This is a genomic window from Streptomyces pinistramenti (assembly GCF_020564935.1).
GTDB lineage: Bacteria > Actinomycetota > Actinomycetes > Streptomycetales > Streptomycetaceae > Streptomyces > Streptomyces pinistramenti.
The window spans coordinates 35,066-60,521 of sequence record NZ_JAJCXB010000021.1 but is presented as its reverse complement, the minus strand read 5'-3'; the positions used below and the strand labels follow the sequence as shown (position 1 = coordinate 60,521).

At 73.1% G+C, this 25,456-nt stretch carries 15 protein-coding genes; 7 read left to right on the top strand and 8 right to left on the bottom strand.

Translation table 11 applies throughout. From position 1 onward, the window contains the following. Window positions 1–22: 22 nt before the first annotated feature. Window positions 23–5,857, bottom strand: a complete 5,835-nt coding sequence (locus LIU39_RS16925) for a WD40 domain-containing protein (RefSeq protein WP_264482881.1) — start codon at window positions 5,855–5,857, stop codon at window positions 23–25. Between the two features lie 151 nt (window positions 5,858–6,008). Here LIU39_RS16925 and LIU39_RS16920 point away from each other — a divergent pair, with 151 nt between their 5' ends. Further along, window positions 6,009–7,199, top strand: a complete 1,191-nt coding sequence (locus LIU39_RS16920) for an SLC13 family permease (RefSeq protein WP_227047555.1) — start codon at window positions 6,009–6,011, stop codon at window positions 7,197–7,199. A 25-nt stretch (window positions 7,200–7,224) separates the two neighbouring features. Here the strand turns inward: LIU39_RS16920 and LIU39_RS16915 are convergent, their stop codons facing one another. The 3 genes from LIU39_RS16915 to LIU39_RS16905 are packed head-to-tail and all read right to left on the bottom strand — an operon-like array spanning window position 7,225 to window position 9,678. Further along, window positions 7,225–8,067 carry an inositol monophosphatase family protein gene (locus tag LIU39_RS16915; protein WP_227047554.1) on the bottom strand — a complete coding sequence of 281 codons (843 nt, stop codon included), beginning with the start codon at window positions 8,065–8,067 and terminating at the stop codon, window positions 7,225–7,227. Beyond that, window positions 8,048–8,731 carry a hypothetical protein gene (locus LIU39_RS16910; protein WP_227047553.1) on the bottom strand — a complete coding sequence of 228 codons (684 nt, stop codon included), beginning with the start codon at window positions 8,729–8,731 and terminating at the stop codon, window positions 8,048–8,050. The genes LIU39_RS16915 and LIU39_RS16910 overlap by 20 nt, the downstream gene beginning before the upstream one ends. Next, window positions 8,728–9,678, bottom strand: a complete 951-nt coding sequence (locus tag LIU39_RS16905) for a hypothetical protein (RefSeq protein ID WP_227047552.1) — start codon at window positions 9,676–9,678, stop codon at window positions 8,728–8,730. Before LIU39_RS16905 ends, LIU39_RS16910 begins: the two co-directional genes overlap by 4 nt. Before the next feature lie 201 nt (window positions 9,679–9,879). Here LIU39_RS16905 and lplAB point away from each other — a divergent pair, with 201 nt between their 5' ends. From lplAB to LIU39_RS16890, 3 genes are all read left to right on the top strand, one after another. After that, window positions 9,880–10,941 (top strand): lipoate-protein ligase LplAB, encoded by a 1,062-nt coding sequence (gene lplAB / locus LIU39_RS16900; RefSeq protein WP_227047551.1) that lies wholly within the window; start codon window positions 9,880–9,882, stop codon window positions 10,939–10,941. 98 nt (window positions 10,942–11,039) lie between these two features. Further along, entirely contained in the window at window positions 11,040–12,314 is a 1,275-nt protein-coding gene (locus tag LIU39_RS16895) for a VWA domain-containing protein (protein ID WP_227047550.1), read from the top strand. After that, the gene (locus LIU39_RS16890) at window positions 12,314–13,180 is read left to right on the top strand and encodes a hypothetical protein (protein ID WP_227047549.1); all 867 of its coding nucleotides are present in this window, start codon (window positions 12,314–12,316) and stop codon (window positions 13,178–13,180) included. The genes LIU39_RS16895 and LIU39_RS16890 overlap by 1 nt, the downstream gene beginning before the upstream one ends. Window positions 13,181–13,254: 74 nt before the next feature. Here the strand turns inward: LIU39_RS16890 and LIU39_RS16885 are convergent, their stop codons facing one another. The 3 genes from LIU39_RS16885 to LIU39_RS16875 all read right to left on the bottom strand — a co-directional run bounded on the left by LIU39_RS16885 (window position 13,255) and on the right by LIU39_RS16875 (window position 16,353). Next, window positions 13,255–14,256, bottom strand: coding sequence for a TIGR03842 family LLM class F420-dependent oxidoreductase (locus LIU39_RS16885; protein ID WP_227047548.1), 1,002 nt, complete (start codon window positions 14,254–14,256; stop codon window positions 13,255–13,257). Between the two features lie 437 nt (window positions 14,257–14,693). Then, entirely contained in the window at window positions 14,694–15,560 is an 867-nt protein-coding gene (locus LIU39_RS16880) for a TIGR03620 family F420-dependent LLM class oxidoreductase (protein WP_227047547.1), read from the bottom strand. Window position 15,561: 1 nt separating this feature from the next. Then, window positions 15,562–16,353 (bottom strand): nucleotidyltransferase family protein, encoded by a 792-nt coding sequence (locus LIU39_RS16875; RefSeq protein WP_227047546.1) that lies wholly within the window; start codon window positions 16,351–16,353, stop codon window positions 15,562–15,564. A gap of 219 nt (window positions 16,354–16,572) precedes the next feature. Here LIU39_RS16875 and LIU39_RS16870 point away from each other — a divergent pair, with 219 nt between their 5' ends. Continuing rightward, window positions 16,573–17,787 (top strand): S8 family serine peptidase, encoded by a 1,215-nt coding sequence (locus LIU39_RS16870; protein WP_227047545.1) that lies wholly within the window; start codon window positions 16,573–16,575, stop codon window positions 17,785–17,787. A 118-nt stretch (window positions 17,788–17,905) separates the two neighbouring features. Here LIU39_RS16870 and eccCa read toward each other — a convergent pair whose 3' ends face one another. Beyond that, the gene (gene eccCa / locus LIU39_RS16865) at window positions 17,906–21,877 is read right to left on the bottom strand and encodes a type VII secretion protein EccCa (protein ID WP_227047544.1); all 3,972 of its coding nucleotides are present in this window, start codon (window positions 21,875–21,877) and stop codon (window positions 17,906–17,908) included. 449 nt (window positions 21,878–22,326) lie between these two features. Between eccCa and eccD the strand changes: the two genes are divergently transcribed. Together eccD and eccB are read left to right on the top strand one after the other, a co-directional pair. Further along, a complete protein-coding gene (eccD, locus tag LIU39_RS16860) occupies window positions 22,327–23,721 on the top strand; it encodes a type VII secretion integral membrane protein EccD (protein ID WP_227047543.1) in 1,395 nt (464 codons plus the stop codon). Between the two features lie 120 nt (window positions 23,722–23,841). Beyond that, window positions 23,842–25,368, top strand: coding sequence for a type VII secretion protein EccB (eccB, locus tag LIU39_RS16855; RefSeq protein ID WP_227047542.1), 1,527 nt, complete (start codon window positions 23,842–23,844; stop codon window positions 25,366–25,368). The last annotated feature ends 88 nt before the right edge of the window (window positions 25,369–25,456 follow it).

Below are 25,456 nucleotides of genomic sequence, written 5' to 3'. Positions count from 1 at the left end.
CCGGTGGACGCCTCCCCCGCCGCTACAACTCCGCGTCCAGGGACAGCCGGTGGACGCCGGGGAGATAGTCGTCCAGTTCTCCCGGGGCGAAGCGGGCCATGCCGACGACGTGCCAGAACTCGCCCGCCACAGCGCCCTCGTACTTGTAGCCGCCCTCGGGGGTGAGCGCCGCCCAGCCGTCCGGCACGCCGATCAGCGTGGCGCGCAGGGACGGTTCGGGCGCGGGGCCCGTGCCGTCCGGTGCGGGGATGTTCCACAGGCGGATCGTGCCGTCCTCACCGCAGCTGGCGAGGCGGGAGCCGTCGGGGTGGAAGGCGAGGGAGAAGATGCGCCCGGTGTGTCCGGTGAGGCGAGCGGTGCGGGTGCCGGTGACGGTGTCCCAGAGGCAGACGGTGCGGTCGTCGCCCGCGGTCGCCAGGAGCGGGCGGCGCGGGTGGGCGACGGCCGCCCACAGCCGGCCGTGGTGGCCGCGCAGGACGTGCCGGAGCACACCGTCCTGCCAGACGACGGCCGTGCCGTCCCAGGAAGCACTGCCGACCCAGTCGCTGTCGGCGCCAACGGTGACCGCGTACACCCGGTCGGTGTGGCCTTCGAGTTCGGTGACCAGGCGGCCGCCCTCGACGTTCCAGAGGCGGACGCGGCCGTCGTCGCAGCCGGTGGCGAGGAGTGCGCCGTCGCCGCGGAAGGCGATGGAGCGCACCCGGCCGCGGTGCTCGCTCAGGGTGGCGACATGGGCGCCGGTGCTGCGCCACCACAGGCGGACCGAGTCGTCGTCGTTGGCGGTGGCGAGCAGTTCGCCGTTCGCGCTGAACGCCTCGGCCCAGGTGTGGTCGGTCTCCACGTCGATCTCGCGGAGGTACTCGCCGTTCGCGGCGTTCCAGAGGTAGACGTCGCCGTCGTTGCTGGCCGTGCCCAGGATCGGTCCCGCCGGGCTGAAGACGGCGGAGATCAGGCGGTCGCCGCGGCCGGAGAGTTCGGCGGTCCGGCGGCCGGTGCGGGCGTCCCACAGCCGGACGATGCCGTCGTTGCCGCTGCTGGCGAGGCGGCTGCCGTCGGAGTTGAAGGCGACGGTGTTGACCCGGCGGCCGTGGCCGCGCAGGATCCGCTTGCCCTGGCCCGTGTCGGCATCCCAGATCTGGGCGCCGCCGTCGTTGCCGACGGTGACGAGCTGGCTGTCCTGCGGGCGGAAGCGGCAGGCCCAGGCGGAGCCGCGGTGTTCGACCGGCTGCTGGCGCAACAGGGTCACGCTGCGGTGGCCGGTTCCGGACGCGACCCGCCACAGCCGGACCGTGCCGTCGCTGTCGCAGGCGGCGAGCAGCCTGCCTTCGTTGCCGAACATCACCTGGTAGACCGCGCCGGTGCAGCGCTCCAGGGCCCCGGCCGGTGCGCCGACGACCGGATCCCACAGCCGGACCTGGCCGTCGGTGTCGCCGCTGACCAGCAGCGTGCCGTCGGGGTGGAAGTCGAGGGTGTAGACGCGTCCGGTGTGGCCGGTGAACTCGTGCAGCAGGCGGGCGTCCGAGAGCCGCCAGACGCGGACCGTGCCGTGCCCTTCGGCGCCCTGGTCGCCGGTGGCGAGCAGCGTGCCGTCGGGGCTGAACCGGGCGCGGTAGACGGCCCCTTGGTGGCCCGGCAGGTGGCCGGTGCACGCTCCGCTGCGGGTGTCCCAGATGCGCAGACCGGCGGCCGCGTCACCGGTGACCAGGGTGCGGCCGTCGGGGCTGAACACGGCGGTGTAGACGGGGGCGGTGTGGCCTGGCAGGTGGTGCAGCGGTGCGCCGCTCGCCGTGTCCCAGAGGGTCACCATGCCGTCGGCGTCGCCGGTGGCGACGATCGTGCCGTCCTCGTCGAGCGATACCGGCCAGACGCCGCCGGGGTGGACGTCGATGCGGTGCAGACAGCTGCCGGACACCGGATCCCACAGGCGTACGGTGCCGTCGGCGCCGCCGGTCGCGAGGACCCGGGAGCGGAACTTGACGGCGTAGACCCGCCCTTCGTGTCCGTGGAGGGTGCGCAGTGCCCGGCCGGTGTCCGCAGCGCAGACCAGGACCCCGCCGTCCTCGCTGCCCACCGCGAGGAGTTCGCCCTCGGGGCTGTACGAGATGGGCTCGGGCAGCCGGCTGGTGCGCATGTCGAAGCCGTACGGGACGCCGACGGCCGCCGGGCGGAAGCCGGCCTCCACGGGCATGCCGGGGGCGAGGGCGGCGGTGCCCAGTTCGGGGGCGGCGCGTACCTGTGCGTCGAGGACCGGGTCGATGAGCGCGGCGCGGTGCCAGCGGCTGCCGGTGAGGCGGGCGCCGCGCAGGTCGGCGCGGGTGAGGCGGGCGCCGCGCAGGTCGGCGCCGGTGAAGTCGGCGCCGGTCAGGTCGGCGAGGTCGAGCCGGGCGCCGTTCAGCCGGGCGTCCTTGAGGACGGCGCCGGAGAGGTTGGCGCCGATCAGCCGGGTGTCGGTGAGGTCGGCGCCGGTGAGGTCCACGCCGGAGAAGTCCCGCCCGGAGAGGTCCTCGCCACAGAGCCGGGCGGCGCGCAGGTCGGCGTTGGCGGGCACCCGCAGCCGGTCGATGATCCGGACGGCGTTGGCGCGGGCCGCGTCGCTGGTGCCGGGCCCCGGGGTGTTGAGGACCGTGCGGACCCATTCGGTGCACAGGCCGTGGTCGGCGAGGTCGCAGAAGAACTCGACGGCGAGCGGGCTGAAGGGGCGGGCGGACAGCAGGGTGCCGTCCCCGTGGGCGAGTCGGTCCGCGGCCTCGCGGGCGACGAGCCATTCGATGACGGAGCCGTGGATGAACTGGAAGAGTCCGTCGTCGGTGCGGACCAGCAGGCTGCCCGCGCCGACGGCCTGGGCGCGTTCCTGGGTGGACAGCGTGCCGGCCGACAGTTCGCTGAGCGCGGCGGCGACCGTGTCGGTCAGCTCGTCGAGGCGCAGGCCGCTGCGGCCGCTCTCCCACAGCCGCCGGGCGAGTGCGGTGACCGCGGTCCAGAGGTGGTCGATGCTCAGGCCGGGGGCGGCGCCGGGGCCGCCCTGGCCGCGGCGTTCCTCGTGGGCGAGCCAGGCGGTGAACACGTCTTCGTAGAGCCGGGCGGGGCTCAGGGCACGGCCGGCTCCGGCGACGGCGCGCAGCTGGTCCTGGTCGAGGTCGGCGACGAAGCTGAGCAGGCGGGGGTTGGCGCACAGGGCGAGCAGGTCGGGGATGTTCCGGAGGAGCTGGAAGCGGCGGTCGGCGCTCTCCTCGTCGGCGTAGCGGTTGACGAGGTAGGCGCGGATCTGGGCCGGGACGAAGCCTTCGAGGGAGAGGATGCGGCGCTGCGGGAGCAGGCCGACGCGTTCGCCGAGCGCGGTGAGGATCTGGTCGCGGGACTTGAAGTGCTGGGTGCGGCTGCTCACCACGATCTTGGCGTTGTCGACGGCGGCGTTCAGGAGCACCTGGAGGTGGTCGGCCGCCCGGTCGTAGCTGACGCGGTTGACGAGTTCGTCGAAGCCGTCGAAGAGCAGCACGACGCGGCCCTGTCCGAGCATGTAGCGCAGCGCGCGCAGGTCGATGGTGTCGACGTCGTGCCCGGCGAGGTGGGCGGCGACCAGACCTTCGAGGCTGTGCGCGCGGTCGAGGGTGTTGAGCGGGATGAGCAGGGGCGTGAGATGCGGGAGCCGTTCGGGGATGCGGCGGGCCAGCTCGCGCAGGGCGAAGGTCTTGCCGTGCCCGAAGTCGCCGAGCAGCAGCATGAAGCGGCCGTGGTCGGTCTCCAGGAGTTGCAGCATGGCCTCGACGAGACCTTCACGTTCCTCGCCGTCGGGGCGTTCGGCGTCGCGGTAGCGCTGCGGGAGGTAGAGGTCGGGTGCGTACCTGTCGTCGTTGCCGAGCCTGGCGGTCTGGGCCGTGACGTAGGCGCGCAGGTCGAGCAGGCCCTGGAATTCGAGGAAACTGCGCACCCGGATGCCGCGGCGGCCGGCCCGTTCGCGGAGCGCGGGCTCCGGGGGCGGCCCGGCGTGGACCAGTTCGGCTTCGGATCCGGTGTCGGTGGCGAGCGCCTGGGCGAGGAAGCGGTCGAGTTCGTCGTCGGTGGGGGTGCCGGGGTGGACGGCGATCCGCTGCTGCCGTACGACTCCCTCGTCGTTCCAGGTGACCATGATCTGGGTGAGGTCTTCGGGGGTGCCGCGCGGTACGTCGCGCAGGCGTACCCCTTCCTGCCGGGCCCGGCAGACCTCCTTGACGCGTTCGGCGAGCGAGTCGGCGGGCTCTTCGACGGAGCGGTTGTCGGCGGGCGCGGCGGCGGGGAGCGGGGCGGTGGGCTCGCCCGGAGGCAGGAAGATGCGGTGGGCGCTGCGCCAGGAGACCGGGAACCCGTCCGGTTCGGTGGGTTCTTCGCCGGTCCAGCGGGTGACCTTGTCGGCGCTGACCCGCAGCAGTTCGAACCGGGCGGGGGCCGCGGAGCCGAACAGCGGCAGCTCGCCCGCGGTGAGCGGCAGCAGGTCGTGCGCGGGCTCGGCGGTGCTGGTGCGGGGGCCGCCGCTGGGGCCGTGCAGCAGGAGGTGCAGCCGGGGCGCGGTGAGGCGGGTGAAGGTGTCGACGTCGCGCAGCGGTCCCGGTCCTCCGGGTGCGTCGCCGGGCCGCCTGCGGCCGGTGAGCGGGTGCCGGAGTGCGCCGATGCGCAGCCAGCCCTCGTCCTCGTAGCCGCGCAGTGCCTCGGCGAACCAGGTGGCCTGGTCGCGTCCCAGGAAGCCGTACTGGTCGTCGGGGCGGTGGCTGTAGGCGATGGAGGAGTTGAACCCGGCGATGACGGTGTGGAGTTCGGGCACCGGGAACAGCGTCCAGGGCTGGTCGCTGTCGAAGACCGTGTCGAGTCCTTCGTAGAGGCCGCGGAAGAGCCGGGTGTAGTGGCGCCACTTGGGCCAGTACGGGGGCTGCGGCGGGATCTCGTCGGCCTCGCAGGTGTGGAAGTAGCCGCGGCAGGCGGCCTGGCTGACGTCCTGGTTGCCGGGGACGACGACGACGCGCTGGGGCGGCAGGTCGAGCTGGGAGCGGAGGCCGGTGAGGAAGCTGAGGGCCTGGTCGCATTCGCGCGGGCTGCCGGATGCCGTCAGGTCGCCGGTGACGACGAGGAGGTCGGGGGACGGGGCGCCGGCGTCCTTCAGCTCGACGAGGTCGCTGCGGATCTCCCGGCGCAGCGCGTCGGGTTCGCGGCCGCGGCCGAAGTCGGGGCCTGCGAGGTGGAGCACGGTCAGTGCGTCCGGCGGGCCGGCGGCGCCCGGTGCCTGCGGGTACTGCGGCGCCCTGGCCGGCCGGCGGCGCCCGGACCAGCCGGTGCGGCCGAGCGGGCGCTGGCGTTCGTCGGAGTGCCCGTTGGACGCCGGGGGCCTGGGCCGTCCGGATGCGGTCGGGTTGCCGGGGTAGCCGGGGCGCTGTCCCGGGCGGGCGTGTCCTTCGACGGCCTGTCCGACGCGGGTGAGCAGCAGGCCGCGGGCCGTTTCGGGGTCGGCGACGCCGACGAGGTCGACGTAGGTGATCGTGGCGAGCAGGCCCTCGATCGGGATGTCCTCGACGCGGACGGTGAGCAGCTTGCGTTCGGGCTCCTCGGGCTCGGCGCGCAGGGCGGCCTGCCATTCCATGCGGCCGTAGGTGGAGCGCCCGTAGTGGCCTGAGAGGACGGCGATGACGGCGACGGATTCGCTGACGCCGCGGTCCATGAAGTCGATGAAGTTGGTGCCCGCGACGAAGTCCCACGCCTGGATCACCGTGCGGTATCCGGCTTCCTCCAGGGTCCAGGCGATCCAGGAGGCCCATTGTTCGTCGGCCGGCGAGTAGCTGATGAAGAAGTCCAAGTCGCGTGCGTGGTCCATCAGTTCCCCGTCGGTCGCCATGCCCCCATCGTATGAGCTGCGGCCGCGGACGGGCAGGTCCTTCACGGATCATCTGCACGGCACGGCAGGGCCGCGGGCCGTCGCCGTGACGCCGGCCGCGGGCGGCCGCCTCCCGCCGTGCCGCCGGTGACCGTGTGCGACCCTGTCTGCCGTGCGAATCCTGAAGCGTCTGCATCCCCTGGACTGGCTGGCCGCCGGACTGCTCGTGTGCGGCCTGGCCTTCGTCGCCACGGGCCTGCTGCCGACCGGCCCCGCCGGGGAGGCGATGACGCGTATCGGGCCGCTGCTGGTGTTCCTGGCCACGGTCATCGTCATGGCGGAACTGACCGGCAAGGCCCAGGTGTTCGACGCGGTGGCGTCCTGGGTGTCGCGCGCGGGCAAGGGGAACTACCTGCTCCTGTTCGGGCTCTGCGTCCTGTTCGCCTCGGTCACCACCATCGCGCTGAACCTCGACACCACGGCGGTCCTGCTGACGCCGGTGATGCTGGCGCTGGCCACCCGGGTCGGCATCGCGCCGGTGCCGCTGGCGATGACGACGGTGTGGCTGGCCAACACCGCGAGCCTGCTGCTGCCGGTGTCGAACCTGACGAACCTGCTGGCGTCGGACCGCGTCGGCCTGACCCCCACCGCGATGGCCGCCAGGATGGGGCTGCCGCAACTGGCCGCCATCGTCGTGACCATGGCCTGCCTGTGGGGCTTCTACTGGCGGCGCGGCCGCCGCGGGGCCGCCGCGTACGTCCCGCCGCCCCCGCTGAAGCCCGACGACCCGGTGCTGTTCCGGATCTGCGCCGTGGCCTGTGCGGGCTTCCTGGTGGCGATCCTCGTCGCCGACGTGCCCCTGTGGTCGGCCTCGCTGACCACGATGCTGGTCGTCGTGCTGGCCTTCGCGTTCCGGCGCCGGGCCGATCTGCGGCTCTCGCTGGTCCCCTGGCGGCTGCTGGTGCTGGTGCCGGGCATGTTCCTGGTCGTGGAGACGGTCAACACACACGGCCTGCACGAGCTGCTGACGGCGGCGGTCGGCCCCGACGGCGGGCTGCTCGGCATGCTGCGCTCGGCGGGGGTCGGCGCCGGGCTCTCCAACGTCCTCAACAACCTGCCGGTCTACATGGCGGGCGAGGCGGCGGTCCCGGTCGGCAACCACGACCAGCTGCTGTCCCTGCTGATCGGCACCAACGTCGGCCCGCTCGTGACCCCGTGGGCCTCGCTGGCGACCCTGCTCTGGTTCGAGCGCTGCCGGGGGCACGGCACGGTCATCCCGCTGCGGCGCTTCATGGGCACCGGCTTCGTCCTCGCCGTGACGGCGACGCTGGCGGCCACGGCGGCACTGACCGTCACGGCCTGACCCCGGGCCCGCTCCCGCCCGCCGCTCAGGACACGTCCGCCGCAGCGACCACGTCCAGCAGGTAGGCCAGGGTGTCCGCACGCGCCGCGACGAAGCTGCGGCCCGCGTCGGGCCCGGCGAAGCCCACCCGGAAGTCGCCGCCGGTCAGCGTGCGGAAGGCGACGCCCGACTCGGACGCCAGGAGCGCGCCGGGCGGGAAGTCGATGCCCTCGGCGCAGTAGCCGACGAAGCCGTCGATGGTGCCGCGGGCCAGCATGCTCCAGCCCAGCAGCGGGGCCCACAGCTGGAGCACCCGCCGGGAGCGGCGCTCCAGTTGGCAGCGCAGGCCCGCGGCGACCGTGTCGTCCCGGCCGACGGCGTGCCCCTGCGTCCAGGCCACCACAGGCCCGGCCTGCGGCACCCGCCCGGCAGGCCCCGGCAGCCTGCCGCCCCCGCCGTACGCCCCCTGCCCGGCCGCCGCGCGCCAGGTGCTGCCGGTGACCGGCTCGTGCACCACGCCGACGACGGGCGCGCCGTCGACGCACAGGCCGATGCCGACGGCGTACGAGGGCAGCCCGATGGCGACGTTGTTGCTGCCGTCGAGCGGGTCCACCAGCCAGGTACGCCGGCCGACCGCGTCGAACAGTCCGGCTTCCTCCGACAGGATCCGGTCGTGCGGGAAGTGCGTCTGGAGCCGGGCCAGGACGAGTTTCTCGGCGGCCAGGTCGAGGTCCGTGACGACATCGCCCGCGGCGTCCTTCACGCCCACCGCCTGCGCCGTGGGGAAACGGGCCCGCAGCAGCGCGCCCGCCTCCTCTGCGGCGGCGACGGCCACCTGCTGTTCGCGGGCGTACGGTGCGCCGCCCGGGTCACTCTCGCTGCTCGGCATGGATCCTCCTGAGTGCAGTGCGCACGGTCCGTTCGGTGTGTTCCGCAGCGCACAGCCGGCGCATCGTGCGGTGCCTGCGGCCGTGCAGGGGTCCGAGGGAGAGGTCGGTGTGGCCCGGCAGGGATCTGCCGAGCACCAGGGTCGCGGCGGGTTCGCCCGCGGCGACGACGGTGGCGTGGAATTCGCCGGCCGGCAGCGCGTAGGTCTCGCCGCTGACGCTGGAGTGGGCGGGTCCTGGTTCGCTGCGCACCAGGCGGGAGGTGGGCCGCAGTTCGTCGACGCCGGAGGGCGCGCTGACGACTTCGAAGACCCGGTGGGTGGCGCCGTCGCCGCCGTCGGTCACCCGTACCGGGAGGTTGCCGACCCGGCCGTAGAGCACGTAGCTGCGCAGCTCCCAGCTGTGGGCGTGCATGGGCGCCGCGGTGGGTTCGGCGCCGCTGCCGCTCTCGAAGAGGTGGACGCAGACGCCGCGGGCGCCGTCGCGGACGAGCGGCAGGCAGAGGAAGCCGAGCGGGTGCCGGACGGCGCGCAGCTCCCGTTTCCCGGAGGCGATGTCCTCCAGCGCGCCGGTGACCCGCTCGCGCGGAGCGTCCCGTTCGGCGCCGGGCCGGAGAAGCTGGTCGAGCGTGTCGTAGTCCATGGGGCTGCGCCCGAGGCGTCTCACCTCCGGTAGGGGTCCTCGGCGTGCAGGGCCTTTTCGATGATCTCGCCGACGTCGGCGTCGGTGAAGACCGTCGGGAGCGAGAGTCCCACGTCGTCGAAGACCGTACGGACCTCGTCGACGGTCGGCTCCTCGCCGAGCGGTGCGATGCCGCGCAGGTCGAGCTTGACCGCCTGCTCCCGGCTCTGGTGCAGCTCGGTGACGTAGTAGTCGTAGAGCGGCTGGTCGCGGGCGACCAGGAGGTTGACGCGACTGGGGTCGTCCTGGGTGATGATCAGACAGGATTCGGACAGGTCGAAGCGGAGGGTCGGCACTCCCGACGAGAGGTGCACGCTGATCTCCAGGGTGTCGAGGCGCTGCCGGAACCAGCAGGCGGCCAGCACGGTGGCGTAGGACTCCTTGCGCGTGCGGTCCGTCGTCCAGGTGTTGGACGCGGTGACGTTGCGCTGCCGTGCGAACGTCTGCCGGAAGCGGGCGTATGCCGAACAGGTCCGCTCGTCACCGGGGTTGATGATGTCGATCTTGACACTGAGCTGGGCACGCTGGCGGGTGGCGGCCTCCACGCACCGGGGCAGCGTCACGGCCCGCAGGTAGGTGCCGGTGCCGCCCTTGAAGTACCACCGGTTCGTCTGCTGTCTGGCCTTCTCCAGTGCCTCGCCGACCTGGTCGCCGGAGAGCGAGCGGACCATGGCGAGGTCCTCCAGGGCCCGGCGGGTCTCGCCGTTCGCCTCCTGGATGTCGGACTTGCGCCGCGTCCGCTCGGTCATCGAGCCGACCGCCAGGGTGCCGAGCACCAGCAGCGTCGCTCCGGATGAGACATCGTCGCTGATGACGTCGCCGAAGACGTCCATCATGCCGATGGTCAGGCCGAGTCCGACGGCGATGACCACATCCAGGTTCTTGATCACCCAGGCCACGCCGGTCTCCACGCGTCCCACATGCTGTGCCACGTGTACATCCCTCCCCGTGATGACCGCATCGTAGGAGCAACGGCTTCCCGCTGGCCAGGGTCGCCGGGCGGCCCCCTGGCGGCGGATGCACCCGGGCCCGCGCGGGGACGCCTGGAATGTCCCGTCCCGCATTACCGTTGGTGACGACCGCGGGGCACCTGACCGGCCGCGGGACGACGGGCGACAACAGGAGGATCTGCCGTGCAGGGCAAGCACCACGGTGAGTACAAGGTGCCGGGCGGCAAGCTCGTCGTCGTCGATCTCGACGTGGCGGGCGGGGCGTTGCGCGGAGTACGCGTCGCCGGGGACTTCTTCCTGGAGCCCGACGAGGCACTGGACGCCATCAACGGCGCGCTGGAGGGCGCCCCTTCGGACACCGATGCGCGCGGGCTCGCGGCCCGGATCGACGCGGCGCTGCCGGCCGGCGCGGTGCTCTTCGGGTTCAGCAGCGAGGCGGTGGGCATCGCGGTCCGGCGGGCGGTGGCGGACGCGGCCGAGTGGACCGACTTCGACTGGCAGCTGATCCACGAGGGCCCGCAGTCCCCGGCGCTGCACATGGCGCTGGACGAGGTGCTCACGCAGGAGGTCGCGGCGGGCCGGCGGCAGCCGACGCTGCGGGTGTGGGAGTGGGACCGCCCGGCCGTGATCATCGGCAGTTTCCAGTCGCTGAGCAACGAGGTCGACCCCGAGGGCGCCGCCCGGCACGGCGTGAGCGTGGTGCGGCGGATCAGCGGCGGCGGCGCGATGTTCGTCGAGCCGGGCAACACCATCACCTACTCGCTGTGCGTACCGGACGCCCTGGTCCAGGGCCTGTCGTTCGCGGAGAGCTACGCGTATCTGGACGACTGGGTGCTGGCAGCCCTCGGCGACATGGGCATCAACGCCTGGTACAAGCCGCTCAACGACATCGCGACCGACGCCGGGAAGATCGCCGGCGCCGCGCAGAAGCGGGTGGCGTCCGGCGCGGTCCTGCACCACGTGACGATGTCGTACGACATCGACGCGGACAAGATGGTCGAGGTGCTGCGGATCGGCCGCGAGAAGCTGTCGGACAAGGGCACCACCAGCGCGAAGAAGCGGGTGGATCCGCTGCGCCGGCAGACCGGGCTGCCGCGGGCCGAGGTCATCGACCGGATGATCGCGTCGTTCCGGTCGCGCTACGGCGGCACGGACGGCACGGTGAGCGCGTCGGAGCTGGCCCGCGCCCAGGAGCTGGCGGCCGGCAAGTTCAGCTCGCCGGAGTGGCTGGGCCGGGTGCCGTAGGGCGGCCGGGTGCTCTGAGGGGCCGGGAACCGCGGGCCGGTGTCCGGCATCTGACGCCCCGTTTTGGCTTGGCGGCCGATCCTCCATACGATCCCTCGATGATCATAAGAAAGCGGCTGGCGGCCGGGGTGTGCGGCCTGCTCGCCACCTTGGCCGTGGGCCTGCTCCCCACACCCGCAGCGGCCGGTGAGCCGGACACGAAACCCGCCCCGAAGGTGGAACTCGTCCTCGACGTCAGCGGCTCCATGCGGGCCCGCGACCTCGACGGGCAGAGCCGGATGGCGGCCGCGAAGACCGCCTTCAACGAGGTGCTGGACGCGGTGCCCGGCGAGGTACAGCTCGGCATCCGCACCCTCGGCGCGAACTACCCGGGGCAGGACCGCAAGGTCGGCTGCAAGGACACCAAGCTCCTCTACCCCGTCGGCCCCCTCGACCGTACCGAGGCCAAGACCGCCGTCGCGACGCTGACGTCCACCGGCTGGACGCCGATCGGCCCGTCCCTGCTCGCCGCGGCCGACGACCTCAAGGGCGGCGAGGCGACCCGCCGGATCGTCCTCATCACCGACGGCGAGGACACCTGCCAGCCGCTCGACCCCTGCGAGGTGGCCCGGGACATCGCGGCCAAGGGCATCCACCTGACCGTCGACACCCTCGGCCTGCTGCCGGACGACAAGACCCGCAAGCAGCTGAGCTGCATCGCCGAGGCGACCGGCGGCACCTACACCTCGGTGCAGCACACCGGCCAACTGCGGGACCGGGTGCACCAGTTGGTGGACCGGGCGGCGGATCCCGTCGTCACGCCGGTGGCGACGCAGGGCGCGCAGGAGTGCAGCACGGCACCCGAGCTCAAGCCCGGCCTCTACAACGACCGGGAGAAGTTCGCCGAGCACCGCTGGTACCGCGTCGGCGTCCGGCCGGGCCAGGAACTGCGGGCGTCGGTGAGCATCGGCGCCGACCGTGCCGTGGACAACGACTACGGCGTGCTGCTGCGGGCGGTGTCCGCGCACGGCCGGGAGATCGTCCGCGGCTCGGAGGCGGGCGACGGACGGACCGACGCCGTCTCGACCGGGCTGCGCTACCCCATGCCGGATGCGGACACACCCGACGGCGGCGGTGAGCCGCCCGCCGAGACGGTCTGCCTCCAGGTCAGCAACTCCTTCTCGGCCCCCGCGTCCGTGAAGCGGGATCCCGGCCTGCCCGTCGAGCTGGCCATCGACCTCGTCGACGCACCCCACGACGCCGCCGACCCGGCCTCCTTCGGTCTCGGCCGCGGCTGGTGGCTGCTGATCACCCTGGCACTCGCCGGTCTGGTGGGCGGCCTGGTCTGGGGCTGGATCTCCCGCTGGCGCATCTCCGTCTGGAGGACCAACTGATGCGGACCCTGCGCACTGTGACGGCCGCCCTGCTGGCCGCCGGCGGCCTGCTCGCCACGGCCGGGCCCGCCCTCGCCGACGACCCGCCCCCGGCATCCGGCAGCGCCACCCCGAGCCCCGGCTCCGACCCGGACTCCCCGCCCGCGCCGACCGAGGCGGGCACCTCGTTCCGTACCGCCACCCTGGTCGCGGCCGGGCAGCGGGCCACCGCCGACGGTTCCACCGGCGACTACCTGTACTGGGCCGTCCCCCTCGACCAGGGGCAGAACGCCACGGTACGGGCGAAGGTCAAGCTCCCCGAGACCGCCCGGCACGGCGCCGCCACCTGGCAGCTCGACGTGTACGACGGCCTGCGCCGCCGCCAGTCGTGCCGCTACGGCATGCAGGCCCGCAAGGTCGCGGCGGACGCCGGCTCGGTGGAGCTGTCCTGCACCCTGCGCACCGTCCGCTCCTGGGCGGAGCCGTGGGCCAACGACCCGCTGCCCGGCCGGTATTACCTGCGGCTGACGGCCACCGACCTGTCGCCGCAGGACCTGGGGCAGCCGGTGCACGCCGAGGTGGAGGCCGCGGTCTCCGACGCGGGCGGCGGGCACGCCGTGGACGGCGCGCTGGCCGCGCCGCTGGTCCCGGGGGCAGTGCCTGCCGACGCGGCGGACGACGACAGCTCGCCATCCGCAACGGCGAGCGCCTCCCCCGGTCCGCAGGCGGCGGCCGGCGAGCCGGACGGCGGCTGGTCGTCGGGCCGCTGGTCGGACCGCTGGATCTGGACCGCGGCGGGCGGCGTACTGGCCGCGCTCGGCGGCATCGCGGGCTACCGCCTCACCCAGGGCCGCGGCCGCCCGTCCCGGGTGCCTCCGGGCGCCTGAGATCCGGCGGGAGGACCGGTCGCGGCGGCCATGGTGCGGGACACCGTGGCCGCCGCGGCATTCCGGCGGACGGCTCAGTCGCCGAGCGCCGGGATGATCCGCTCCCCGTAACTGTCGATGGTGGCTTCCTTCGCGTCGTGCATGGCGTACAGCGCGAACTGGTCGACGCCCAGCGCCCGCAGCCGCCGCAGCTTGTCGATGTGCGCATCGGCCGGTCCGAGCAGGCAGAAGCGGTCGACGATCGCGTCCGGCACGAACGCGGTGTCGGGGTTGCCGGTCCGGCCGTGGTGCGCGTAGTCGTAGCCGCTGCGGTCCTTGATGTACGCGGTCAGCTCGTCCGGCACCATCCCGGAGTGCTCGCCGTAGCGGCCGACGAGATCGGCGACGTGGTTGCCGACCATCCCGCCGAACCAGCGGCACTGCTCGCGGGCGTGCGCCAGGTCGTCGCCGACGTAGGCGGGGGCCGCGACGCAGATGGTGATCTCGTCCGGGTCGCGTCCGGCGTCGGCCGCCGCGTCCCGCACCGCCTTGACCATCCACTCCGTCAGGAACGGATCGGCGAGCTGGAGGATGAAACCGTCCGCCAGACGCCCCGTCATCGCCAGCGCCTTGGGACCGTACGCGCCCATCCAGACCGGCAGCCGGCCGTCCTTGATCCAGGGGATGCGCAGCGGGTGGCCGCCGATGACGGCCTCTCGGCCCTCGGCGAGATCCCGGATGACGGTGATCGCCTCGCCCAGCCTGGCAAGGGTGTTGGGCGGCCGTCCCGCCACCCGCATCGCGGAGTCGCCGCGGCCGATGCCGCAGACGGTGCGGTTGCCGTACATGTCGTTGAGGGTGGCGAAGGTCGATGCGGTGACCTCCGGCGTGCGGGTGGAGGGGTTGGTCACCATCGGCCCGACGATCAGCCGCTCGGTGTGCTCCAGGATGCGGCTGTAGAGGACGAAAGGCTCCTGCCACAGGACGGAGGAGTCAAAGGTCCAGCCGTAGCGGAAGCCGTTGTGCTCGGCGCGGCGCATCAGGCTCACGAGGGCCGATGCGGGCGGGTCGGCCTGCAGGACAACTCCGAAGTCCACGCTGCGCTCCTTGCTCGGGGTACGGGCGGGTGCCGCGCGGGAGGGACCGGCCGCCCGCGCGCCCGGCGGCATCGCGCCGGTCGCGCGCGTGACTTCCCGGGACACCATTCCCTATCAGGCCGTACCGAGCCGTGCGCAACGACGCTCTGACGCGAGTCGCGAAGGGACAATCCTGGACCGCTTCCCGGACTTTGGGAAGAGGCCCTCCCACATGGCCCGGACGCGACATCCCGACCGTTTCCGGCGGTCCGGACCGGGTACTGCGCCGGTTCGGCTGCTTATCGTCACCGGGCTCAACAAAACGAATTCCGGGGCCGTCGCGCACCCTTAGGAATTCTCGTTCCGCACCCCCATTTCCCCCGTCCCCCTACGCTCTTACCCGGCCTTCTCCATGACTGTTCGCTTTTCTCCTCCGATTGCCCTGCGCTCGCATTCGGTCAGGCGGCGCGCACGGCATCGGCGAGTTCGCGCCACGCGGCGCGGGGAAAATGGCGCGGGTCATCGGTGGCGACCTGCACCGCGACGTGGTCGGCACCCGCCCGGCGGAGCGCGGCGATGCGGGCGGCGATGGTCTCGGCGTCTCCCCAGGCGACGAGTTCGTCGACGAGCCGGTCGCTGCCGCCGCCCGCCAGGTCCTCCTCCCCGAAGCCGGAGCCCAGCCAGGTGGCGGTGAGGTTCGGCAGGGCGAGGTACGGAGCGAGCACTGAGCGTGCCCTCGCACGCGCCACGTCCGGATCGGTGTGCGGGACGACGGTCTGTACGGGCGCCAGGACCGGCCTCGCGCCCAGCAGCTCCCGGGCACGGGCCACTTGTTCGGGCCCGACGAGGTACGGCTGTGCTCCCGCGGTCCGGGCGGCGGCCAGGCGGAGCATCTGCGGCCGGTGGGCGCCGATGATCCGCGCGGCGGGCGGGAGGGGCGTGGCGGTGGTGTCCAGGGCGTCGAGGTAGCGGCGCATCGCCGTGCAGGGCTTCTCGTAGCGGTCGGCGAACGGCGCGTGGCTCACGGCCAGGCCCGTCATCAGGCGGTCACGCTGCCTCGCGGGCAGCGCGCCGTAGGCGGCGGAGAGCTGGGCTGCGGGCTGCTTCCAGATCGATACGCACGAGAGCGCCACCCCGGCCCTGCGGGTCGCCGCCAGCACTTCGGATGCCGTGACGAGATCGCCCCGGGGATTGCCGCCGGGGATGCCGCCGAGCCAGAGCGTGCCGTAGCCCAGCGCTTCCAGCTCGGCTGCGGCGTCGGCCGCCTCGGCACGGTCCCCGTGGGTGAGTGCAACGCTCCAGACGCCGATGACTCCCAGATCCACGTCACGTCCCCTTCGTAGTCGTGGTGTTCGCGGCCTGCGCGGCGAGTTCACGTTCGAGGTCTTCCAGGTCGCGCGGTGTGTTGATCGCCCGCCAGGGCCCGTCGAACGGATAGCCCATCAACCGGCGGGTGCGGACCAGGTGGGCGAGGGCACTGTCCTCGTGGTCGCCCTCGTCCGGGAGCAGCTCGATGACCTGGGGTTCGAAGATGTAGATGCCGGCGTTGACCCGTAACTGCGGTGGCGCCTTCGAGGCCAGGGCCGAAACCCGGCCCTGCTCATCGCAGTCGACGCTGCCCCGGGGCAGCCACGGGCGGGCCAGCGCGACCGTGGCCGGTGCGGCGTGCCGCCGGTGGTGGGCGTACATGTCGGTGAGTGAGAACCGCGTCCAGATGTCACCGTAGGCGGCCAGCCACGGTTCGTCCGGGCGTGCCAGCGTCGCGGCGGCCCGTTTGAGCCCTCCGCCGCGGCCCAGCGGCCGCTCCTCGGCCACCACGTCGGTGCGCAGCGGCAGTTCCTGCGAGGCGACGTAGTCCTTGATCACCTGCGCTCGGTGGCCCGCCGCCACGACGACCTGCTCCACACCGCACTCGGCGAACCAGTCGATCTGGTGCCGCAGGATCGGCGTACCGTGCACCTCGACCATCGGCTTGGGCCGGCTGAAGGTGAGCGGCCGCATCCGCCGCCCGAAGCCGCCCGCCAGCACGACGGCCTGGCGAATGGCCCGTCCCCCGCTCACCGCGCCCCGGCCCGCTCGGCACCCGCCGGGCCCGTCCATGTCCCTTGAATGCCGCACTCACGCAGGGTAGATCACACCTCTACGGCTCTCTACGGCGCCGCCGCGGGCCGCGTGACGCCGAAAGGCCGGCCCGGTCCGCCCGTGGAAGAACGGCCCGACTGCCCTGATCCGCCTGGCCGTTCGCAGGTGGAGGGGTTCTGCGTATGATCCCCGGCATACGGAGGCCGGCTGTTCTCTGACGGCTGCTGTTCGACCCCTGCTTGAGGAGGCACGTTCGTGTCCGACCGCCGGCGGAAGCTTTCCCTACGGGCCACGACGGTGGGCTGCGTACTGCTCACCGGCATGGGAACGGTCACGGCGGCCGCCGCCGCCCCGCTCGCCGATTCCGCCGTGCTGCCGCAGGTCACCTCGTCGCTCGACGGCACGAAGTGCGTCAAGCACAGTTCCCGTACGGCCGAAGCGACGCCGTGGCCGCAGAAGCTCATCGGCATCGAGCGGGCGCATCCGCTCAGCGAGGGCAGCGGTGTGGCCGTCGGTGTGGTGGACGGCGGGCTCGACGGCGGCGTACCGGCCCTGGCCGGGCGGGTCTCGGGCGCACACACGGACTGTTCGGGGCACGGGACCTTCCTCGCCGGAGTCGTGGCGGCCTCGCACACCCCGGGCGTCGGCTTCGAGGGCGTCGCACCGCGAGCGCGCGTCATCGGGGCGACGGTGAAGGCCGAGGGCTACGGCGACGACGCCGACCCCGACTCCGTGGCCGCGGGCATCCGCTCGACGGTCGACCACGGAGCGCAGGTGGTCCTGGTGGGCACGGGCGCCGTGCGCTCCAGTGACGCGCTGAAGTCGGCCGTGGCGTACGCGCAGGAGAAGAACGCCGTCGTGGTCGCCGGCGCGACCGGGTCCAGCAGCCGCAAGGTCGCCTACCCCGCCGCCTATCCGAAGGTCGTGAGCGTCGCCGCCGTCGACGTGGAGGGTGCCCCGCTCGGCACGGGCGGCAGCACCGGCCGGGCCGTGGCGGACGGCGGGGCGACGGCCCGCGTCGATCTGACGGCGCCCGGTGACCGGGTGCTGAGCGTGGGGCCCGGCGGCGGGCACTTCACCGGGAGCGGGGATGCGGTGGCGGCGGCGTTCGTCGCCGGTACCGCGGCTCTGGTCCGCGCGCGCGACCCGCACCTGTCGTCCGACGCGGTACGGGAGCGGCTGCGGGCCACCGCGGTGCGCAGTGCCGGCGCGGTCCCCGACCCGGTGACGGGCTACGGGACGGTCGACCCGGAGGGCGCCGTGGCCGCGCTGCCCACGGGCGATGGGCCCGGTGACGGCAAGGGCGGGCGGGACGGGGCCGCCGCCTACCGGGCGGACCCGACGCCGGCGGAGGTGACGTCCGGGCCCGTGTGGGCGGTCGTGGGCGCGGTTGCCGGAGTAGCGGCTGTGGTGGCGATGCTGGCGGTGCTCATCCCCCGGGGCCGGGCGCGGGGCTGGCGCGCACCGTAGCCGGACGGCGCGGGAGTTGAACCGGTGCGGGCCGGGTCCGCCCTCGGGTGCGGGCCCGGCCCGCCCCTGGCTTTCCTCGCTTCGTCGCAGGTGGCAGAGGCGGCGGAGAACGCGCGGCCTACCGCCCCTCGCTCTCCCCCAACAGTGCCGTCTGTACCTGGACGTTGCGGCGGCGGGAGATCCACTGGGCGCGGCCCGGAGGGAGGGTGCGGGGGCGGATGTCGCCGAAGAGCATGCCTTCCGCCGGCGGGCAGGACAGCAGGATGCGGTTGGTGTTCGCCTCGACGAGGCGGCGCATCAGCGGGTCGGTCATGGCGCGGCTGACGCCGCCTGCCGAGCGGGCGATGATCAGGTGGAAGCCGATCTCCGCGCCCTGGCTGAGGAGTTCGAGCAGCGGCTCGAACGGCGTCTGGGCGCCGATTCCGCCCCCGCCGACGAGGTCGTAGTCGTCCGCGATGAGGAAGACCTGCGGACCGTTCCACCAGTCGCGCTTGCGCAGCCGGTCCGGCGTGATGTCCGGTCCCGGGACGCGCGGACGCATCGAGGCGGCCGCGTTGCGCACCATTTCACGGACCGCGTCGAGGGAGACGGCGTAGTCGAGCCGGTAGTCCTCGGGCACCGCGTCGTACAGCTCGCGCCGCAGGTCGACGAAGGCGAACTTGGCCTGGGTGCTGGTGTGGGTGCGGACGATGGAGTCGGCGACGAGGCGGAGCAGGTTGGTCTTTCCGCTCTCGGTGTCGCCGATGACGATGAGGTGCGGGCTGGCGTCGAAGTCCTGCCGGAAGGCGGCCAGTTCGTTCTCCTCCAGGCCGAGTGCCACGTTGCGGCCCTCGGGCTCGGGGAGGTCGGCGGCGAGAACCGTGTGGGGCAGCATCCGCACGGCGGGGGCGCCGGGGCGGTCGCCCCAGGCGTCGCGCACCGAGCGGACGAGTTCCTGGGTGCCTTCGGTGAGGCCGGCCGGGTTGCCGTCGCCGTCGGTGCGGGGCAGCGCGGTGAGGAAGTGGTAGGTGTCCTCGGTCAGTCCGCGGCCGGGAATGCGCGGGACTTCCTTGGCCTTGCGCATGTTGACGACGGAGTCCACCGGGTCACCGAGACGCAGCTCGAAGCGGCTGCCGATCTGGTCGCGGAGTGCGGACTGGATGTCGGCCCAGCGCGGCGAGGCGATCATCAGGTGGACGCCGTAGTTGAGTCCGCGCGCGCCGAGTTGGGCGATGTCCTGGCTGAGGTCGAAGAAGTCGTTGCGGAGCGTCGACCAGCCGTCGACGACGAGGAAGACGTCTCCCCAGGGGTCGTCGGCGAACTCCCCGGCGGCGCGGCGCCTGCGGTAGTCGGAGATGCCGTCGATGTTCTCCTCGGCGAACTGCTCCTCCCTGCGGGTCAGCAGGGTGTTCAGCTCGCCCACGGTGCGGTCGACGCGTTCGGTGTGGACGCGGCTGCTGATGGTGCCCATGTGCGGCAGGCCGGACAGGACGTTGAAGTTGCCGCCGCCGAAGTCGAAGCAGTGGAACTGCACTTCGCGCGGGGTGTGGGTGAGGGCGAGTGCGGCGATGACGGTGCGCAGCAGGGTGCTCTTGCCGGTCTGCGGTCCGCCGGCCACGCCGAGGTGGCCGCCGGTGCCCGACAGGTCGGCGACGAGCGGGTCGCGACGCTGGTCGAAGGGCCGGTCGATGACGCCGACGGGCACGCTGAGCGGGCCCGCCTGCTTGCGCTCGGGGTCGTAGAGGCGGGCCACGTCCTCCGGCTGGGCCGCCAGCATCTCGTCGAGGGTGGGCGGGACGTCCAGCGGGGGCAGCCAGATGCGGCGGGCGGCCGGGCCGCTGCCCAGCAGGCGCCGGTTCGCGGCCTCCAGGAGGGTGAGCTTCTCCTGCTCCTCATCGGCCGGATCGGGCTCGACGGGTACCAGGGGCCGGGTGGGCGGGACGTAGCCGGACCGGTACGGCACGGCCACGCCGCCGCCCTGCGCGCTCGGGGTGTTGCGGCGCCTGGCCTCGTAGGGGCCTGAGACGTACGCGGCCTTGAAGCGGGTGAGGGTGGCGGTGTCGCTCTTGAGGTAGCCGTTGCCCGGGGCGGGCGGCAGCTGGTGGGCGTCGGGGACGCCGAGGACGCCGCGGCTCTCCATGGCGGAGAAGGTGCGCAGTCCGACGCGGTAGGAGAGGTGCGATTCGAGCTGGTGGACGCGGCCCTCGTCGAGGCGCTGGGAGGCGAGGAGCAGGTGCACGCCCAGGCTGCGGCCGAGCCGTCCGATCATGACGAAGAGGTCCATGAACGAGGGGTGGGCCGCGAGGAGTTCGCTGAACTCGTCGACGATGATGACGAGGGACGGCATGGGTGCGAGCGGGGTGCCGGCGAGGCGGGCCTTCTCGTACTCCAGGTTGTTGGTGTAGTTGCCCGCGCTGCGCAGCAGTTCCTGGCGGCGGATGAGTTCACCGTGCACGGCGTCGTGCATGCGGGTCACCAGAGCGGCCTCGTCGGCGAGGTTGGTGATGACGGCGGAGGTGTGCGGCAGGTCCTCCAGGCCGAGGAAGGTGGCGCCGCCCTTGAAGTCCACGAGGACGAGGTTGAGGATCTCGGACGAGTGGGTGAGGGCGAGCGAGGTGACGAGCGTGCGCAGCAGTTCGCTCTTCCCGGAGCCGGTGGCGCCGATGAGCATGCCGTGCGGGCCCATGCCGTTGTGCGCGGACTCCTTGAGGTCGAGTTCGACGGGCGATCCGTCGGCGGCGACGCCGATGGGGGCGCGCAGCCGGTCGCGTTCGCCGGGGCCTCGGTGTTCGTGGAGCCGTTCCAGCTCGTGGGTGTGCAGGTCCGAAATGCCGAGCAGGGTGGTGAGCTGGAAGTTGGACTCCAGCGGCTCGGCGACCTCGGTGGTGACGCTCATGCGGTACGGCGCGATCAGGTGCGCGAGGGCGCGGGACCTGACGATGCTGAGGCTGTCGGGGCTGCCGAGCCGGGAGAGGGTCTCGCGTCCATTGCGGTCGCGGCCCACGACGCGGAGGTGGCCGGGCTCGACTTCGAGGCCGAGGGTGTGCGGGCCGCCGTTCCAGGCGATGCTGCCGGCGATGTCGATGATGACGCTGTTGCGGTAGCCGCCGCCGGCCAGCCGGTCGTCGGCGGGGACCTGCGCGCCGTCGAGGACGATGACGGTGAACGGGTCTTCCTTGCCGGGCGTGGCCTGGGGGTCGAAGCGCGGGCGGTCGGCGAGGACGCTGCCGAGCAGTTCGGTGAACTCGGTGGCATCGTCCGTCACCAGGCGGCGCTGGCCGGCGCCGTCGTGCTCGGTGGGATGGAGGGCGTGCGGCAGCCACTTGAGCCATTCCCAGTGCTTCAGGTCGCCTTCGTTCACGCATACCGCGATGCGAAGTTCCTCGGGGGCGTGGAAGACCGCGAGCTGGCCGAGCAGGGCCCGCGTCATGGCGCGCGCCGCGTCGTCGTCCCCGCGGAGCTGGACGCGTGCGTAGCCGCGCAGGTAGAGCGCGATGGGCTGGTCGGCGACCGAGGTGTAGGCCCGTATGAAGCGGCGCAGGGCGTGGGCTGCCAGTGGCTCCAGGTCCTCGACCGGCTTGGTCTCCATGGGGGCGACGCGCATACCGAGCCGTTGGTCGCCGACGGCGATCCTGACCTCGGCGAAGTCCTCGTGGGTGGTGCGCCGTTCCCACAGCCGCGACGTTCGCACGAGCGAACGCAGGGCGTCCGGGTCGGGGTTGCGCCAGGAGTGGGCGTCGCGCTGGCCGACGACGGCCTCGCGGACCCGGCGCCGGTTCTGCGACAGGTAGCGCAGGTAGTCGCGGCGGTCGCCGCTCAGGCGCTGCTTGCGTTCCCCTGCGGTGCGCACGAGTTGGCCGATCAGCATGGCGAGCGTGCTGATCAGCATCATGCCGCCGACCATGTACGTGAAGACGCTGCTGCCGCCGCCGGGCCGCAGGAAGATCAGCACCATGCCGGTGGAGGCGATGGCCATGGGCAGGTACGTGAACAGCGCGGACATGCTGCTGACCCGCTCGGGCAGGACGGGGGGCTCCTGCAATTCCAGCTCGCCGCCGGGGACTTCGGGCCCTGGCCGGCGCGGGGGACGGCGGAAGAGGATGAGGCTCACACAGGTCCTCTCGGTGCGTACGGGGTGCGGCCGCCCCCGTGGCCGGCCGGCCGTACGGGAGGCGTACGGGCAGGGGGCGGCCGCTCAAGGCGGTCGGAGGGTGGCGCGTCGAGCTCGTGGGCCCCGATGATGCCATGGCGCCTCTCGGGCCCCATCGGTCGCGTTCTCACGAAGATCACACAACTTTTCAGGCAACAGACCAATGTTAATGAGACCTGTGTTAACTTCCTCTCCACCCGGGCGCCCTCCCCGCAGGCAGAGCGATGCTGTCGCGCCGAGAGCGTGATGTTCCGTGGCCTGTGCAGGGGTTCCAGTCATCGAGCACGACGATGTCGGCACAGCCTCCGGACGTCCACTCCTTCCGCATCGTTGCGTCCGAAGCAACTGTTGCCTCGGTAAGAGCGTCCGGCTGATGACCCTCGACGTCGGGGCGGAAGGCGAGAACTGACGTGAGCAGCACCATCGTTGCCGATATCTGCAAAGTCGTCGTCAAGGCACCTGAGCGCTCCTTCGACATCGGTCTGCCGGCCGACATGCCCCTTGCCGAGTTGCTGCCCGCACTGCTCGAACACGGCTCCGTGCCGGGCGGTGACCTGGAAGAAACCGGTGTGGAGCACGGCGGTTGGGTCCTCCAGCGACTCGGCCATCCGGCGCTCGACGAGGATGCGACACCGGCCGATCTGGGGCTGCGGGACGGCGAAACACTTCATCTGCGCCCACGCCGCGAACAGTTGCCCCCGGTGCACTTCGACGACCTCGTCGACGGGGTCGCCACCGGCATGCGCGAGCGCGCCGACAAGTGGGGCCCCCAGGGCACCCGCCGACTGGCCCTCGGCTTCGGCTCCGCCGTACTCCTTTGCGGACTCGCCCCGTTGGCCACCAGCGACCTGCCCCTGCTGCGCTCCGGCGGCTGTGCGGTCGTCGCCCTCCTGCTGCTCCTCGGCGCGGTCTGCGCCTCCCGTGCGGTGGGCGACGCCGTCGCGGGGACCGTGCTCGGCCTGCTGGCCGTGCCGTTCCTCTTCGTGGCCGGCTGGTTCATACCCGCCGGACCACCGGGCGACGCGCTGTCGGGGGCACGGCTGCTGGCCGGTTCCGCGGCCGGCTCGGGAGGCGCCATTCTGGCCCTGGCCGCCGCGGCGTCCGCGGCACCCCTGTTCACCGCCGTGCTGCTCGCCTTCCTCCTCGGAGCGGTGGGCGGCGTCCTCGGCCTCACGGCCGGCCTGGCACCGTCGGAAGCGGCCGGTCCTGTCGCCGCCTTCGCCGTGGTGCTGGGCACGTTCGTCCCCATACTGTCCTTCCGCCTCGCCGGCCTGCGGCTGCCGCCACTGCCCACCAACGCCCAGGAACTCCAGGAGGGAATCGACCCCGTCCCCTCCACCGACGTCCTGGACCGCACCCGCGTCGCCGACCGCTACATGACCGCGCTCTACGCCGCCTGCGGCCTGATGTGCGCGGTGTGCCTGATCGCGCTGTCCACCGGAGTGGGCTGGGAACCGCTCGTGCTCGGCGCCGTGTTGAGCGTGCTGCTCATCCTGCACGCCCGCGCGATGGCCGGCACCCGGCAGCGGCTGTCCGTGGCGCTGCCCGGCTGCCTCGGGCTGCTGCTGCCCGCCTTCGGCTTCGCCTGGGACGGCTCCCTGGGCGCCCGCGCCCTCGTCCTGCTGGCCCTGCTCGTCGCCGGCACCGGCCTGGTCATCGCCTCGTGGTCGCTCCCCGGCCGCCGTCTCGTCCCGTACTGGGGACGCGCCGCCGACCTGCTCCACTCGGCCTGCGCCATCGCGCTGCTGCCCCTCGTCCTCGTCGACCTGGGCGCGCTCGGTGCCCTGCGCGGCTGGCTGAGCTGACGCACGCGGCGCGCGGCGGACGACCGGCCCCGCCGCCCGACTTCCGCTTCCCCCGCGTCACCGCGCCCCGCGGGCGGCGCCGTCCGGTCACCGACGTCACGGCACGTAGTAGGAGAGCACATGCAGTCACGGCGGGACCAGGTCCAGGCGTACTCCTTCGTGGTGGGACGCCTGACCTCCAGCATGCTCTCCGCCGACCCCGACGCCGTCGACACACACCTGGGCCGCACCAAGCGCGGCACCGTGATCGGCCTGGTCATCGGCCTGCTGCTGTGCGTCGGCTTCGCCCTCTCCGGACTCCTCTTCCCCGGCACCTCCACGGCCTGGCGCCAGGCCAACGCCATCATCGTGGAGAAGGAGACGGGGGCCAGGTACCTGTACGGCGACGGTGAGCTGCGCCCGGTACTCAACTACACCTCCGCCAAACTGGCCGCCGGCGAGAAGGGCCTGGTGCAGGAGGTCTCGCGGGAGTCGCTGAACGGGGTGCCGCGCGGCACCCCCATCGGCATCCCCGACGCACCCGACTCGCTGCCCGCGGGCGACGCACTCTCGCAGGGCGCCTGGCAGGTGTGCGCCACCAGCAGGACCGGCGACGACGGCGCCGAGCTGGCGGCCACGTCGGTGGGCATCGGCGTCAGCGCCGGCAGCCCGCCGCTGCCCGACGGCAAGGCCGTGCTCGTCCAGGACGCCAAGGAGAACGCCTACCTGCTGTGGCACGGCCAGCGGCTGCGCCTGGACGGCGGGAGCGGCGCCGTGCAGGCGCTCGGCTACGGCACCACCGACCCGGTCTCCGTCGACGACTCCTTCCTCGCCGCGGTACCTGCGGGCCCCGACCTGAGCGCGCCCGACGTGTCCGGCCGCGGCTCCGCCGGGCCGGTGATCGCCGGCCACAAGCGGCTGGTGGGCCAGTTCTTCGTGGTGCACACGCCCAGCTCGGCCGACCAGTACTACCTGCTGACCGAGTCGGGCCTGGTGCCCTTCACCCTCACCGGCACCCAGCTCCTGCGCGGCGACGCGGCCACCCGGAGCAAGGCGTACGGCGGGGCCGCGCCCACCGCCGTCGAACTCACCCCTGACCAGGTCAAGTCGGCGCTGGCCAAGGGCAAGCAGCCGGACGTGACCGCCGGACTGCCGGCCTCCCCGCCCCGCGCGGTCACCGTGGGCGGCGCCGTACCCTGCCTGACCGTCGCCCCTCGCGGCAGCTCCCCGCAGCAGCAGATCACCCTGACCGACCGCAAGTTGGCCGGTGGCCGGCAGATCGTGCCGCGACAGAGCACCGCGCCCGGCTGCCCGCAGCCGGGACTCGTGACCGCACAGCCGGGCACGGCGGTGCTGGCACGGCCGGTGCCGGGCCGGGGCGGCGAGGGCAGCGGCACGAGCGCCGGTGCCCCGTACCTGGTCACCGGGGACGGAACCAAATATCCGCTGGCCGACGCATCGGTGCTGAAGAAGCTTTCGTACACCGATCGGGAGGCCGTCCGACTGCCGTCGGCGCTGCTGCGACTGCTTCCGACGGGCCCCGTGCTCGATCCGTCGGCCGCCGTACAGCCCGCGCTGGCGGCTCCGCAGGCGCCGCAGGACCCTGAGTGCCGCGCCTCCGGAAGCTCCACCGCAGGTTCGGGGAAGGGCACGAAGGCAGCCGGATGACGAGCCACCGCCGGTATGGCCCGACCCTGACGTCGTACACCGATTCCCGCTGCCGGGGCGCGGACACTCCGCCCGCCTCCGGCACCGA